The 12,796-nt window shown below is 64.4% G+C and carries 14 protein-coding genes; 9 read left to right on the top strand and 5 right to left on the bottom strand.

Going from position 1 to position 12,796, the window contains the following annotated elements; genetic code table 11:
- Positions 1 to 30: 30 nt before the first annotated feature.
- Positions 31 to 1,089: a Gfo/Idh/MocA family protein gene (locus AC0YKC_RS18790; protein WP_488512122.1), complete on the top strand. Its 1,059-nt coding sequence runs from the start codon at positions 31 to 33 to the stop codon at positions 1,087 to 1,089.
- Positions 1,090 to 1,094: 5 nt separating this feature from the next.
- Positions 1,095 to 1,514: a GFA family protein gene (locus AC0YKC_RS18795; RefSeq protein ID WP_488512124.1), complete on the top strand. Its 420-nt coding sequence runs from the start codon at positions 1,095 to 1,097 to the stop codon at positions 1,512 to 1,514.
- A gap of 146 nt (positions 1,515 to 1,660) precedes the next feature.
- Here the strand turns inward: AC0YKC_RS18795 and AC0YKC_RS18800 are convergent, their stop codons facing one another.
- The 3 genes from AC0YKC_RS18800 to AC0YKC_RS18810 all read right to left on the bottom strand — a co-directional run bounded on the left by AC0YKC_RS18800 (position 1,661) and on the right by AC0YKC_RS18810 (position 5,112).
- The gene (locus AC0YKC_RS18800) at positions 1,661 to 2,383 is read right to left on the bottom strand and encodes a 3-keto-5-aminohexanoate cleavage protein (protein WP_488512125.1); all 723 of its coding nucleotides are present in this window, start codon (positions 2,381 to 2,383) and stop codon (positions 1,661 to 1,663) included.
- 168 nt (positions 2,384 to 2,551) lie between these two features.
- Positions 2,552 to 3,484 (bottom strand): dimethylarginine dimethylaminohydrolase family protein, encoded by a 933-nt coding sequence (locus AC0YKC_RS18805; protein ID WP_040988460.1) that lies wholly within the window; start codon positions 3,482 to 3,484, stop codon positions 2,552 to 2,554.
- A gap of 32 nt (positions 3,485 to 3,516) precedes the next feature.
- Positions 3,517 to 5,112 carry a zinc-binding metallopeptidase family protein gene (locus tag AC0YKC_RS18810; RefSeq protein WP_488512126.1) on the bottom strand — a complete coding sequence of 532 codons (1,596 nt, stop codon included), beginning with the start codon at positions 5,110 to 5,112 and terminating at the stop codon, positions 3,517 to 3,519.
- An 82-nt stretch (positions 5,113 to 5,194) separates the two neighbouring features.
- On the opposite strand from AC0YKC_RS18810, the gene AC0YKC_RS18815 reads away from it, so the two are divergent.
- The 5 genes from AC0YKC_RS18815 (at position 5,195) to AC0YKC_RS18835 (ending at position 10,404) form a co-directional block, all read left to right on the top strand.
- Positions 5,195 to 6,091: a LysR substrate-binding domain-containing protein gene (locus AC0YKC_RS18815; RefSeq protein WP_434722000.1), complete on the top strand. Its 897-nt coding sequence runs from the start codon at positions 5,195 to 5,197 to the stop codon at positions 6,089 to 6,091.
- A 368-nt stretch (positions 6,092 to 6,459) separates the two neighbouring features.
- Entirely contained in the window at positions 6,460 to 7,554 is a 1,095-nt protein-coding gene (locus AC0YKC_RS18820) for an ABC transporter ATP-binding protein (RefSeq protein WP_434721999.1), read from the top strand.
- Between the two features lie 71 nt (positions 7,555 to 7,625).
- Entirely contained in the window at positions 7,626 to 8,741 is a 1,116-nt protein-coding gene (locus AC0YKC_RS18825; protein WP_488512127.1) for an ABC transporter substrate-binding protein, read from the top strand.
- A 17-nt stretch (positions 8,742 to 8,758) separates the two neighbouring features.
- On the top strand, positions 8,759 to 9,592 hold the full coding sequence (locus tag AC0YKC_RS18830; protein WP_488512128.1) for an ABC transporter permease: 834 nt from the start codon (positions 8,759 to 8,761) through the stop codon (positions 9,590 to 9,592).
- Between the two features lie 5 nt (positions 9,593 to 9,597).
- Entirely contained in the window at positions 9,598 to 10,404 is an 807-nt protein-coding gene (locus AC0YKC_RS18835; RefSeq protein WP_320296236.1) for an ABC transporter permease, read from the top strand.
- A 477-nt stretch (positions 10,405 to 10,881) separates the two neighbouring features.
- Here AC0YKC_RS18835 and AC0YKC_RS18840 read toward each other — a convergent pair whose 3' ends face one another.
- Positions 10,882 to 11,241, bottom strand: coding sequence for an ArsR/SmtB family transcription factor (locus AC0YKC_RS18840; protein ID WP_040988334.1), 360 nt, complete (start codon positions 11,239 to 11,241; stop codon positions 10,882 to 10,884).
- 428 nt (positions 11,242 to 11,669) lie between these two features.
- On the opposite strand from AC0YKC_RS18840, the gene AC0YKC_RS18845 reads away from it, so the two are divergent.
- Both AC0YKC_RS18845 and AC0YKC_RS18850 read left to right on the top strand, forming a co-directional pair.
- Complete coding sequence (locus AC0YKC_RS18845; protein WP_320296237.1) at positions 11,670 to 11,864, top strand: hypothetical protein; 195 nt, start codon at positions 11,670 to 11,672, stop codon at positions 11,862 to 11,864.
- Positions 11,865 to 11,970: 106 nt separating this feature from the next.
- The gene (locus AC0YKC_RS18850) at positions 11,971 to 12,216 is read left to right on the top strand and encodes a DUF982 domain-containing protein (protein WP_434721997.1); all 246 of its coding nucleotides are present in this window, start codon (positions 11,971 to 11,973) and stop codon (positions 12,214 to 12,216) included.
- 154 nt (positions 12,217 to 12,370) lie between these two features.
- Here the strand turns inward: AC0YKC_RS18850 and AC0YKC_RS18855 are convergent, their stop codons facing one another.
- Complete coding sequence (locus tag AC0YKC_RS18855; protein WP_488512129.1) at positions 12,371 to 12,535, bottom strand: hypothetical protein; 165 nt, start codon at positions 12,533 to 12,535, stop codon at positions 12,371 to 12,373.
- Between the last annotated feature and the right edge of the window lie 261 nt (positions 12,536 to 12,796).

Consider the following 12,796-nt stretch of genomic DNA (forward strand, 5'->3'; position numbering starts at 1 on the left):
ATCGAACCAAATCGCTCAAGGGAGCAGAAAATGCGGCTTCTGATACTCGGTACCGGCTGGATGGCGCAGGAACATGCCCGCCGCTTCGGCGCCATCGAGGGCGTCGACATCGTCGGCGCGGTCGATGTCGATGCGGCCCGCGTCGATGAATACGCGGACGCCTACAAGATCCCGAAGCGCTTCACCTCGCTGGAGGCGGCGCTCGACTGGGGCGACTTCGACGCGGTCGCCAATGTCACGCCGGACCGCATCCACCATCCGACCACCATGGCGCTGGTCGCCGCCGGCAAGCCGGTGCTGTGCGAGAAGCCGCTGGCGGAAAATTTCGGCAAGGCCAGCGAAATGGCCGATGCGGCGGAAGCCGCCGGCATCGTCAACATGGTCAACCTCACCTATCGAAACGTGGCCGCGCTGCAGAAAGCGCGCCAGATGGTGCAAGCCGGCGAGATCGGCACGGTGCGCCATGTCGAGGCGTCCTATCTGCAGAGCTGGCTCGTGTCGAAATTCTGGGGCGACTGGCGCACCGATCCGAAATGGCTGTGGCGGCTGTCGCGCGGCCACGGTTCCAATGGCGTGCTCGGCGATGTCGGCATCCATATCCTCGATTTCGCCAGCTACGGCGCGGCGCTCGACATCGACCACGTCTTCTGCCGGCTGCGCGCCTTCGACAAGGCGCCGGGCAACCGCATCGGCGAATACCAACTCGACGCCAATGACAGCTTCGCCATGACGCTCGATTTTTCCAACGGCGCCTTCGGCGTGGTGCATGCCAGCCGCTGGGCGACCGGCCACATGAACGAATTGCGCCTGCGCATCTATGGCGACAAGGGCGGTATCGAGGTGGTGCACAATCTCGAAGGCTCGGCTCTGAGGGCCTGTATCGGCGACAATATAGAGAGCGCCAAATGGGAGGAGCTCGATGCAGGCTCCGTGCCGACCAACTACCAGCGTTTCGTCGAAGCGGTGAAGAGCGGCGTGCAGACCGAACCGACCTTCCGCCACGCGGCAGGCCTGCAGAAGGTGCTGGACCTCGCCGTGGTGTCGGATGAGAAACGCGCCGAGTTGAGGGCCAACGCGGATACGCAGTAAGGTCATTGCTGAAAGGAGCCAGCATGGTCACGCGTCGCGCCGAATGTTCCTGCGGTCAGCTGTCAGCCACCTGTTCGGGCGAGCCGGTGCGCATTTCGGTTTGCCATTGCCTTGATTGCAAGCGGCGCACCGGCAGCGCCTTCAGCTACAATGTGCGATTTGCCGAGGCGGACGTTTCGATAGAGGGGCGGTCGGCACAGTTTACGCGCGTCGGCGAGCTGGGCGGCCGTGTCATCTATAGTTTCTGCCCGGACTGCGGAACCACCGTCCACTATCGCATCGACACGCAACCCGGCCTTACCGCCATTCCGGTAGGCGCGTTCGCGGACCCGTCGTTTCCGCCGCCCTTCCAGTCCTTCTACCACGACAGCCGCCGCTGCGAGTGGGTCGAGATAAAAGCCGAGCCTTTGGCGAAAATTGGCTGAGTGCTGAGCTGGTTCCTCGCCCCCGCCAGCGGCGGGGGAGAGGTGTCCGCGAAGCGGACGGAGCGGGGGCCTTCGTAGGGTGCTCCCCTCTCCGTCTCGGCTTCGCCGAGCCACCTCTCCCCACTGCGTGGGGCGAGGAATCAGGGTCACGCTCCGCGATAAATCCCGACCGCCGCCGCCACCAGCGCGGCATTACCATCGGCTATGCTGCCGTCCGGCAATTCCTTGCCGTCCTCCAGCCCCACCCGCGTCGAAAGTTTCCTCGCCGCCGCCCTCTCCACGAAGGGCCAGACCGTGGCGTTCTCACCATGCAACAGGATGGAGCGGCGGATGCCGGCGCGCTCAAGCACCTTCCAGATGCCGTTGGCGACGGCGAAGGCCTCGTCCAGCGCCTGCTCGGAAATCTCGATCAGCACGCGCAGCACCCGGCCGCCATGGTCGAGGCTAGCGAGCCTTAGAGCGTCACCGATCGAGGCAAGCCCAGCCTCGATGCCGACACCGCGGCCGCGCAGGGCCTCCATCACTTCCGGCGCCGCCGTCTCGCTGAGATTGACCGAGGCATAATCGGGCAGTTCGCGCCAGCCGGAGATGGCGACCAGGGTGCGCAAATCATCCTTCTCGATCCAGGCGCCGGTGGAGACGCCGATCAGCGTGCCCGGGCAGGCGCGGCGGAGTGCCGCGACCGTCCTGTCCATCGCTTCCGGCGCCAAGCTCTCGCGGCGATCAGTGCCGCGCGCATGCACATGCAGCTCGGCGGCGCCCGCCGCAATCGAGGCGGCGGCGTCGCGCGCCATCGCCTCGGGATCGAGCGGCAGCGCGGGATGGAAATCGGCGGGGCGGGCGCCGTTGATGCACGCCTGGACGATCATCTTCGCGGCAATCCTGTTTCGGCTGGCGGGGAGCCTAGCGCAGGATCGGATTGGCCGGAACCGGAGCGACGGAAATTTCCTGACAAGCCGCGCAAGAAACATCCCCCTGGCCTGTCGGCCAGAGGGATTGGCTTTCATCGTGGACGATTGCCGAAGTTCGAAAGTCCGTTACGCCGGCACCCGCTTCAGCGCCTGAGCCATGCAGTGGATGCCGCCGCCGGTCTTGGAGATTTCGCTCATGTCGACGGCCGCGACCTCGAAGCCTTGAGCCTTCAGCTTCTCGATCAGCGTCTTGCTGGAGGTCGGCGCGATCACCCTGTCCTTGCCGAGCGACATGAAGTTGCAGCCGAGCGCCATCGTGTCCTGGAAGGGCACGTCGATGATCTCGTGGCCCTTGCCCTTCAGCCAGTCGACGATGCCGGGCTCGGTGCAGGCGAGGCAGACGGCAGTGAGCTTTTCGGCGATCGGCACCACCATCAGGTCGATATGGACGTAATATTCGTCGATGAAGGCAAGACGTGTCTCCCAGCCTTCCTTCTCGAACCAGTCCTGCACCTGGCGGGCGCCCTCTTCCTGGGTGCGGGCGCCGCCGCAGCCGATCAGCACCACGCCCTCCTCGATGACGTTGAAGTCGCCGCCCTCGAAGGTGCCGGCCGTCACCATGTCGTAGATCGGGATGCCGAGCTTTTCATAGGTGCGGATGGCGGCGTAGTTCTCGCCGCGCCGCCACCAGTTGGCCATGGCGGTGATGAAGGCGCCGTAAGGCGTCATGACGCTGGAGTCGCGCGAATAGACCTGCATCGGCAGTTCCGGCGTCGGCTCGTGCCAATGGATGTTGACGCCGAAATGCTCGTAGGCGGCGACGAGGTCCTTGTGCTGCGCCTGCGCGATCTGGACGTTGCAGGGCGCCTCGCGCAGATGCTTCCTGGACAGCGAGCTGGTCGACAGATGGCGCAGGAAATTGGGCGAGCCGAGCAGCACGTCGGTCAAGACATCCGTCTCGTTGGCGAAGCCCCAGGCGGTCAGCGGCTTGGTGCCGCCATTGGGGTTGCGGCGCTGCAGCGAGAACGGCTCGGCGACGATGCGGTCATGGACGGTCATGGTGTTCTCCTCTGGACTGTTCTGTTGATCGGTTATGCGGTCGAAGCGGCCGGAATCCACCAGTCGCGCCCGCGCGGCGTGGTGACATATTCCGGCCAGCGGAAATGGATCGGCGGTTCATAGTCGCAGAGCGGCGCGATCCAGTTCGAGCCGCCGACGCCGCCGCCGGTTCGCTTCACGAACTCGTCCATCGCGGCATCGCGCGCGGCCTTGTCTTCCAGCAGGCGCAGCGCCGTCAGCGCGACTGTCTTCGCGGCGCAGGTAACCATCGGGTCGATGGTGGCGGGGATGCCGCCCAGCGCATTCATCACCCAGGCCGGATAAGTATGGCCCTTGGCCGCGCGTAGCGCCGGACGGGCAACGTAGAAGCGCGACGTCGGCGCGTGCCAGCTCATGTCGGTGTAGTCGTCCGAGGTGGAGTTCACCTGCGATGGCGGCAGGTCGCGGCGCAGGATCGCCTCGGCCTCTTGCGGCGAAATCAGCCGCTCCAGCTCGTCGATGAACGGGTTTTCCGCCAGCTCGCCGCCTGCATTGACCTGGATTTCGCGAGCGATGGCCTTGGCTGCCTCGTCCCAGCGCGGAGCGCCGACAGTGGAGAGCGCCGCGTAGGTGATGTCGGCCATGGCGTGGTTGGCCAATCCCGGGCGCGACTTCGAGACCCAGTGGCGCTCGTAGCGGCAGCCGCTCATCTTCGCCGCTGCTTCCGCATTGCGATCGAGCACGGCGCTCACCTGCTCGGCCATCGCGATCGTCGGCACGCGGATCATGTACTGGATCTCGGCGAGGCCGGCCGGCAAATTGTCGGCGGTCGCCTGGCCGGCCGTCAGGATCGCCTCGCTGATCGACCAGCCGCCCTGATGCGTCAGCATGGAATCGCGCAGCGCCTTGGAGGCCATGTACATCATCATCAGCGCGTCGTTGGCGCCCGGCGCCCTGACCGCCGAATGCGCCTGCGGGATCGGCGCGCCATCGGTTGCCGCGCGGGTCCAGTTCTCCGGTTCGTCGCAGACAAAGCGGTAGATCATTGAATAGGCGGCGCCGCAATGCGTGTCCCAGCGCGCCGTGTTGCAGAGCGGCAGCATGTAGAAAGGATGGAAGGAGATCATGCCGGCGAGGCCGTCATAGTAGCCTTTCGCGGCATGGATCGGCTTCGAGCCCCTCACCTTCTCGGCCGGCTCGCCGGTGAAGCGCAGCGTACCCTTGATGCCGTGCTCCAGCATCGCCGCCTTGGTGGCGAGAAGCCCGCCGAGACTGCCGATGCCGAGCCCCGAATGCGGATCGGTGTGGCCGCCGGCCTCGACGCCCAACCCTTCTCGCGGCCGCTTGACCGTCGCGGCGTCCTGGCAGTTGCCGGGTACGGCGTCATACTCGCCATACATGCCGATCACCGGGCCGTCGCCATTGGTCCAGTGGGCGCAGAAGGCGGTCGGCATGCCGCCCGAGCCTTCCTCGACCGAAAAGCCCTCGCGCTTCAGCCGGTCCACATACCAGGCGGCCGATTGGTACTCGCGCCAGGCGGTCTCGCCGAAATCGAAGATGGTGCGCGTCCAGGCCGACAGCAGCGGCTGGATGCTGTCGATACAGGCAAGCGCGGTTTCTTGCGCCGGGGTCGTCACCGGTTTCTCCATGGACCCAAGAAAGCAGTGAAGCGGCTCATCAAAAAGTGATATGTTTTCCCGGTTCGTGCAAATTCGGTTCACCTGAGGTCCCTTGCGAATACCCTCCACACAGGCGCTACGCGCCCTCGACAGCTTCGCCCGTCATGGCAGCGTGTGGCGCGCCGCCGACGAGCTCCACCTCACCCGCAGCGCTGTCTCGCATCAGCTGAGGCTGCTCGAGCGCGACCTCGGCTTCGATCTCTTGCAGCGTATCGGCAAGGGCGTGGCGCTGACGCCGCGCGGCCAGCGCTACGCGGCGGATGTCCGGAAGGCGCTGACCGTGCTCGGCGACGCGGGAACGCAAAACAGCGGCGCCGGCGTCGGCGGCTCCTTCGGCATCTCCTGCCCGCCGGGCTTCGCCTCGATGTTCCTTTGCACCCATATCGGCGAATTCCAGCAGATGTATCCGGATGTGGCGCTCTCCGTGCTGACGCCAAGGCGGCTCGACGACGTCTCCAACCCGGAGGCCGACGCCTTCATCGCCTTCGGCGTCGGCAACTGGCCGAACCGAGCGGTGGAACTGCTTTGCGAAGTCCACTTCACACCGCTCTGCAGTCCGACGCTGCTCAACAAGGTCGGCGGCTTTTCCAAACCCGCCGACGTGCTGCGCGCCAATCTCCTGCATCTTTCCGACACCGAGGACTGGGCGCGCTGGCTCGCGCTGTCCAAGGTGGAGAACCCCGATACCGAGGGCGGCATCTTCTTTTCCGACATGAACCTCGTCTTCTCGGCCGCGATCGCCGGCCAGGGGATTGCGCTCGGCGACGAGTTGACCGGCCGCAGGGCGCTGAGCGAGGGCCGGCTGGTCAAGCCGTTCGAAGCGTCGGTCCCCTCGCCGCGCGCCTATTTCCTGGTGTTCGAACACGCCAAGGCCGGACACCCGGTGCTCAACGCCTTCAGTGACTGGCTGCGAGCGAAGTTGTCGGAGAGCAGCCTGGCGAAGTATTGAGGCGGGGCGAGTGCCCTTCGCTTTCGTCATCCTCGGGCTTGACCCGAGGATCCATGCCGTGACGTTTGCCGTCGAACACGGCGGACCAGAATTCTGCACCGTTGCGACGCGTATAAGGTCACGGCATGGATTCCAGGGTCTGCGCGCGTCGCTTCGCTCCTTGCTCCGCCCTGGAATGACGACGGCGTGAACGCTTTCGCCAATCGCGAACGCCGGTGAGCGCCGAAGGCCCGCGTCCATAGACGCCCCAATCACCCGCCAATGTCGGCCACCCGTGAATCAAATTTGCCGATCAGGCGAAAACTATTCGGTTGCGGTGAACGCGCGCCATGCCTACGATTTCTCTGGGAACTGAGGAAGGAGCCAGGATGCAGCAACCCGGCCGGGCCGCAGAAATCAAGGCGAACGGGATCGGCAAGAGCTTCGGCTCGTTCCGCGCGCTCGATAATCTGTCGCTCGATATCGGCCGCGGCGAGTTCCTGACGCTGCTCGGACCCTCCGGCTCCGGCAAGACCACTTTCCTGATGATCCTGGCCGGCTTCGTGCAGCCGAGCGAAGGCAAGCTTTTCAGCGACGGCGTCGACATCACCAACCGGCCGGCCGAGCAACGCGCTGCCGGCATGGTGTTCCAGGGCTACGCGTTGTTTCCGCATATGAGCGTGGAACAGAACATCGCCTTCCCGCTCAAGGTGCGCAAGAAATCGGCCGCCGAGATCAAAAGCCGTGTCGGCGAGATGATTGAGCGCGTCGGCCTCAACGGCCATGAGAAGAAGCTGCCGGCGCAGCTTTCCGGCGGCCAACAGCAGCGCGTGGCGCTGGCCCGCGCGCTGGTGTTCGAACCGGGCGTGCTGCTCCTCGACGAGCCGTTCTCGGCGCTCGACAAGAGCCTGCGCGGCCAGATGCAGGCCGAGATGAAGCGGCTGCACCAGGAGACCGGCACCACCTTCGTCTTCGTCACGCACGACCAGAGCGAGGCGCTGGCGCTGTCGTCGCGCGTCGCCATCTTCAATCACGGCAAGCTTCTGCAGGTCGGCAGGCCGGATGAGGTCTATGACCGGCCCGCCAACCGCTTCGTCGCCGAGTTCCTGGGCGAGATCAACATGCTGCCGGTGAAGGGCGTTCGCCCCGCCGACAATGGCGCCACGGGCCTCTGCGAGGACCGCGCGGTCAACATGCGCTGCAAGGCCGAAGCGATAAAGGGCGACGCCATTCTTGCCATCCGCCCCGAGGACATGTCGATCGCGCCGGAAGCGTCAGTCAACGAGAACGGCATCGCCGCGACCGCTGTCGCCTCGACCTATCTGGGGGCTGCGACCAAGCTCGACCTCACCACGCGCCAGGGCGCCAAGGTAACCGTCTCGGTGCCGAACGAGGTCGCGGCGGCAGCTTTGAGCAAAGGCAATTCCGTCTGGCTGACATGGCCGGCCGAAAAGGGTTTCCTCCTTCCGGACGGAGGACAATAAGAGCGCCGCGGCGGCCCGAATTCAGCCGCATCGGCTTCCGGTTCAAATCAACGACAACAAGGGGAACTGACATGACGAACGATACGAAGAAACAGGCAATGGAAAACCTCGCTGAACGGGCGAAGCGCGGTGAGATTTCACGCCGCCAGTTCGCGCAGCTTGCGGGCCTCGTGCTCGCCGGCACGCCGATGCTTTTGCGCTCGACCGGCGCTTTCGCCGAGACCAAGGGGCTGGTGCTGGTGAACTGGGGCGGCGACGCCATCACGGCCTATGACGCAGCCTACGGCCAGGCCTTCACCAAGGACACCGGCATCCCGGTCAAGATGGACGGCTCGGGCCCGACCGAAGGCGCGATCGCCGCGCAGTACAAGAGCGGCGCGCCGACCTGGGACCTGGTCGACGTCGACCCGTTCTCGGCCATCACGCTGGGCGGCCAGGGCATGCTCGAGCCGATCGACTACAAGATCGTCGACAAGAGCAAGATGCGGCCGGGTTTCGGCTGGGAATATGCCGCCTCGACCTACTTCTTCTCCTATGTGATCGCCTACGACTCGCAGAAGTTCGGCTCCAATGCGCCGACCGGCATGGCCGACTTCTTCGACGTCAAGAAATTCCCCGGCAAGCGCTCGCTCTACAAATGGGGCGTGTCGAGCTGGGAAGCAGCACTTCTGGCCGACGGCGTAGCACCCGCCTCGCTCTATCCGCTCGATCTGAAGCGCGCGCACGACAAGATCGCCGCCTTCAAGGACAACGTCGTCTCCTATTGGGGCGGCGGCGCCGAAAGCCAGAGCGTGCTGCTCAACGGCGAAGCCTCGATGGCGATCGTGTGGTCGACGCGCGCCTCGCTGATCGAGCAAGACTCGGGCGGCCAGATCAAGTTCATCTGGGACCAGGGCCTGATCTCGCCCGGCGCGCTCGCCGTGCTCAAGAACAACCCCGGCGGCAAGGACGCGGCGATGAAGTTCATTGCCAGCACCCAGGATCCGCAGAAGGAACTGGTGATGTTCGACAAGCTTGGCCAAGGCCCGGCCAATCCGGCGACCGACGCGCTGATCCCGGCCGACAAGAAGCGTATCAACCCGGTCGATCCGGAAAACATGAAGAAGCAGATTCCGCTCGACATGGAGTGGTACGCCAAGAACTACGGCGCAGCGCTCGACGAATACACCAAGATCATCTCGGCCTGACCGGCCGAGAGCTTCTAATGAGAGGCCTCCTCTCCGACAGGACGGGCGCGGCGCTGCTGATGGCGCCGCTGCTCCTGTTCCTCGTCCTCGCCTATGCATGGCCGTTCCTCGGCGTGGTGAAGTGGAGTTTCACCCTCCCCACGCCCGGGCTCGGCCAGTATCACGCTTTGCTCACCGACGATCTGGTGCAGTCGGTGTTCATCCGCACGCTGCGCATCGCGGCGATCGTCACCGTGGTTTCGGTCACCGCCGCCTATGCCATCACCGTGGTGTGGGTGCGCGGCAGTCCGGCGCAGCGCGTGCTCGCCGAGTTCTGCATCCTGGTGCCGTTCTGGATCTCGGTGCTGACGCGCGCCTTCGGCTGGGTGGCGCTGCTCTCCAACCGCGGCCTGATCAACACCTGGCTGCAATCGATCGGCTTCATCTCGGAGCCGCTGACCCTGGTGCGCAATGAGTTCGGCGTCATTGTCGGCATGTCGCATTTCCTCATCCCCTTCGCGGTGTTCCCGCTGGCATCGGCCATGCGCAGCCTGGACGAGCGCGTGCTGCTCGCGGCGCGCGGCCTGGGCTCCAGCCGCATGCGCACCTTCTGGACGGTGTTCGTGCCGATGACGCGCTCGGGCATCATCGGCTCGGCGCTGATCACCTTTGTCTTCTCGCTCGGCTTCTTCGTCACGCCGGCGGTCCTCGGCGGCGGCCGCAGTGTGATGATCGCGGAGCTGATTTATCTTCGCATCTTCCAGAGTCCCGACTGGGGGCTGGGCGCGGCGATCAGCGTCGTGCTGGTGGTGTTCGTCGGCGCGCTGATGGCGCTTATGTTCCGCTACGTCAAACCGAAGCAATTGGTGTAGCCAAGATGCCGACTTATCGCCCCGGCCCCGTTTCGCTGATCCTGGCCGTGCTGGTGGCGCTGTTCCTGCTGATGCCGCTGCTGGCCGTCATCCCGGTGTCGCTGACGCCGAGCCGCATGCTGACCATGCCGACGGGTGAACTGTCGCTGCGCCACTACCGCTCGCTGATCGAGGATCCGCGCTGGCTGGAGTCGATCCTGCTTTCGCTCAGGATCGGCATCGTCAGCAGCATCCTTTCCACCGCGCTTGCCCTCACCTTCAGCCTTGGCGTGTGGATGTTCCAGCCACGCTTCACCGCTGCCCTCGTCGGCTTCGTGCTGCTGCCGATGGTGGTGCCGCCTGTGGTCTCGGCGGTGACGCTCTATTTCCTGCTCACCTCGGTCTCCGGCCTCACGTCGTTCTTCGGCTACGACACCTGGCTGGGTGTCGCCATGGCCCATTCGGTGATGACGGTGCCCTTCGCCACGGTGCTCATCCTGGTGTCGCTCAGTCAGCTCGACCGGCGCATAGATCTTGCCGCGCGTGGCCTCGGCGCCAGCGTGTGGGAGCGCGCGACGCGCGTCATCATGCCCAACATCAAATTCGGCATCGTCACCGCGGCGCTGCTGTCCTTCGTGCTTTCCTGGGAAGAGATCGGCGTGACGCTGTTCATCACCTCGGTCAACGCCATCACCCTTCCCCGGCTGATGTGGATGGGCCTGCGCGACAACATCGATCCCGCGATCGCGGCACTCTCGGTGATCCTGATCATCATCACCGTGCTGGTGCTCGCCGTGCGCAGCGTCGTCACGAGGCAGCGCGCCGCACGCTGAAACGGCTCAGACAAACCTGACCGAGACGCGGCCAAATCTCCCGAGGTCGCCGGTGACTTCATCGCCGGGTTCGACCTCTATCGGCTTAACGCAAGTGCCGGTTATGACCAGCTGCCCCGGCTCGATAGCGATGCCCAGGCCCGTCATGATCCGGGGGTGTTGATCGACTCAGAAGGTTAGCCAGCGGAGGCCTGCGAGGCGACTTACGAATCTGTAATCTTGGCCGGATCCGGCGCCGACTTTCGCAAGAAAATCATTCTATACCAATAGCTTAAAATGAGCTTTCCGAAACTTTGAGGCTCGTCTCTCAAACAAATGTGATGAACCGTCCGTCCTACAAGCGGCGCGGCGGATTCGGCTTTGAGGCGCAGGAAAGTATCAGCGGCACCGCCGTGCGGCTCTTGTTCGTGGTGTTGCGCCATCGAGGCACCGCGCCGGACGAAGGCCCCCCGGCCTCGTCCGTGCGTAGCAGTGAGTTCAGGCGGCCTGCGGCCGCCGCATCCTCTCGACAAACGCCTGCCTTGCCGGTCCGGCAAGCGGCTTGTCCATGGCCAGCAGGCCGTCGAGCAGCGCCAAAAGCTCGCGCGCTGCCGAAGACTTGCAAGAATAATAGACCATCTGACGATCGCGGCGGGTTTCGACCAGGCCAAACCTGCGCAGTTTGGCCAGGTGTTGCGACAGCGCCGATTGGCTGAGTTCGACCTTGTCAGCGAGCACGCCGACAGAGAGTTCGCCCTCGGCCAGGTAGTTCATGATGAGCAGACGCTTCTCGTTGCCCATCACCGCGAGAAAGGCTGCCGCGCTTTCTGCGTTGGCGGTAAGTTTCTTGGTGACCATCGATTTCCCCATGCTTCATGCTCTTCCGAAGGCCATGGGGGCAATGGCTTCAGAGTTCCAGAGCGTTGGTGAGCATGCCCCGATTTGCACACGGGACCTGCCCTGCTTCTTTTCAACCAGAACCCCTTCGTAACCCGGTTGCCACCACGTCGGGGTTGTTGGTCTCGGACAGAACGCGCGGCGCTTTTCTGGGCGCAAGTCAATGCAGACTCGGAAAAATTCCACGCTGCTAATGCGTATCAGCGAAGCGCTCATTCGGCAAGAATATAACGAGACCGGCAAAGCAGTGGCCAACCGCAGGCAAGCAAGCACAGCAGCCGACGTGCCCGTACGAAGAGACTTCGGCCGCGATGTTGCCGCGACTCACTCCCGATCTCGAAGCGTGCTAGTATTAGTCGGGCAAAGGGACCGGGCTGGAGGAGGAAGCCATGTCCGTCATACGCAACACGTTCACCCCCGACGAGACGGCCATGCTTGGCCGGGTCTATGAGAACGGCAATGTCGAGGGCGAGACCGCCGAACAGAAGGAAGCGCGCGCCTCGCGCATCATCGCCAACTACATGGCGGGCATCACCGACGAGGCGGAGCTGATCGAGCTTTCGCGGAGGCCGCTCGGACGATGAGCAGCGTGTGCCGCATTGGTGAGACGGCTTCACGTTAAGTTGACGTTCCGCCACGCGATACTACGATAAAATATATCGTGTTCCGAGATATTTCGGGAGATTAGCGATGATCCAGGGATGGTTTTCAAGGCCGGTCGAAGTCGCCGTCGGCGTTTCCGGCTCGATCCGCCACATATCCAACGCCGAGCAAGCGGTCGAACTTTTGACCGGCCAATGGCGCGATGCCGGCAGCGCGCCGCATGGCGCCGCGCTGCGCGCCTGCCGCCGGGCGATCAGCGGCGACGTCGCGGCGGACAACGCCAGGGAAGCCTTCATCGTCGCCGCGCGCGAAGCGCATGTGCTGGTGGAATAGAGCATGGCGGGACTCGCATTCCGCAGGCCCGCCTATCGATGGTAAAGCCACAAGAGCACCAGCACCGCGAACACCGCCGGCGACAGCAGGATCCCGGCCCGAAAGATGCACATGGCCAGTTGAAGCGGCGTGAACATGCCCGGCGGCGTCGGGCCTATCGATCGCGCCGCTTGACGGCAAATCGACGCGCTGTTCCAAGCGCGGGCAAACGATCCGTTTCACCGCGCGCACGGCTCAGCCGTATTTCCTCGTAGAGTCCGAAAGCGGTCGCCATCAAGGTGGCGACTGTCATGGTGGATGCGAGCACGGCGATAAGCATGAGAGGTCTTCCCGCGTTTCATCAGCCTGCCGGATTCATTAGCGCCGCCCGCGAGGGTGCGTCAGTGACTTTGGTCACGCAATTTTTCAGCTATCGCGGATTCGTCGGTCCATAAGCCATTGGGGCGCGGCCCGCCCTCGCCGTGAAAATTCTTCGGAACCTAATGCGCGGCGATTGGTTAACGCGCGGGTTGGCAATCGCCCTCGGCCTGCATCGGCGCCATCCAGCGCCGCTTGCTTGCCCAAAAGACGATCATAAGAA

The organism is Mesorhizobium sp. CNPSo 4661 (assembly GCF_057784215.1).

Excerpts from the sequence above, each read along its gene's own strand:
- AC0YKC_RS18845 (WP_320296237.1), top strand. The coding sequence starts at position 11,670 with ATGTCCGTCATACGCAACACGTTCACCCCCGACGAGACGGCCATGCTT.
- AC0YKC_RS18850 (WP_434721997.1), top strand. The coding sequence starts at position 11,971 with ATGATCCAGGGATGGTTTTCAAGGCCGGTCGAAGTCGCCGTCGGCGTT.
- AC0YKC_RS18820 (WP_434721999.1), top strand. The coding sequence starts at position 6,460 with ATGCAGCAACCCGGCCGGGCCGCAGAAATCAAGGCGAACGGGATCGGC.
- AC0YKC_RS18800 (WP_488512125.1), bottom strand. The coding sequence starts at position 2,383 with ATGATCGTCCAGGCGTGCATCAACGGCGCCCGCCCCGCCGATTTCCAT.
- AC0YKC_RS18790 (WP_488512122.1), top strand. The coding sequence starts at position 31 with ATGCGGCTTCTGATACTCGGTACCGGCTGGATGGCGCAGGAACATGCC.
- AC0YKC_RS18805 (WP_040988460.1), bottom strand. The coding sequence starts at position 3,484 with ATGACCGTCCATGACCGCATCGTCGCCGAGCCGTTCTCGCTGCAGCGC.
- AC0YKC_RS18855 (WP_488512129.1), bottom strand. The coding sequence starts at position 12,535 with ATGCTTATCGCCGTGCTCGCATCCACCATGACAGTCGCCACCTTGATG.
- AC0YKC_RS18825 (WP_488512127.1), top strand. The coding sequence starts at position 7,626 with ATGACGAACGATACGAAGAAACAGGCAATGGAAAACCTCGCTGAACGG.
- AC0YKC_RS18840 (WP_040988334.1), bottom strand. The coding sequence starts at position 11,241 with ATGGTCACCAAGAAACTTACCGCCAACGCAGAAAGCGCGGCAGCCTTT.
- AC0YKC_RS18810 (WP_488512126.1), bottom strand. The coding sequence starts at position 5,112 with ATGGAGAAACCGGTGACGACCCCGGCGCAAGAAACCGCGCTTGCCTGT.
- AC0YKC_RS18835 (WP_320296236.1), top strand. The coding sequence starts at position 9,598 with ATGCCGACTTATCGCCCCGGCCCCGTTTCGCTGATCCTGGCCGTGCTG.
- AC0YKC_RS18830 (WP_488512128.1), top strand. The coding sequence starts at position 8,759 with ATGAGAGGCCTCCTCTCCGACAGGACGGGCGCGGCGCTGCTGATGGCG.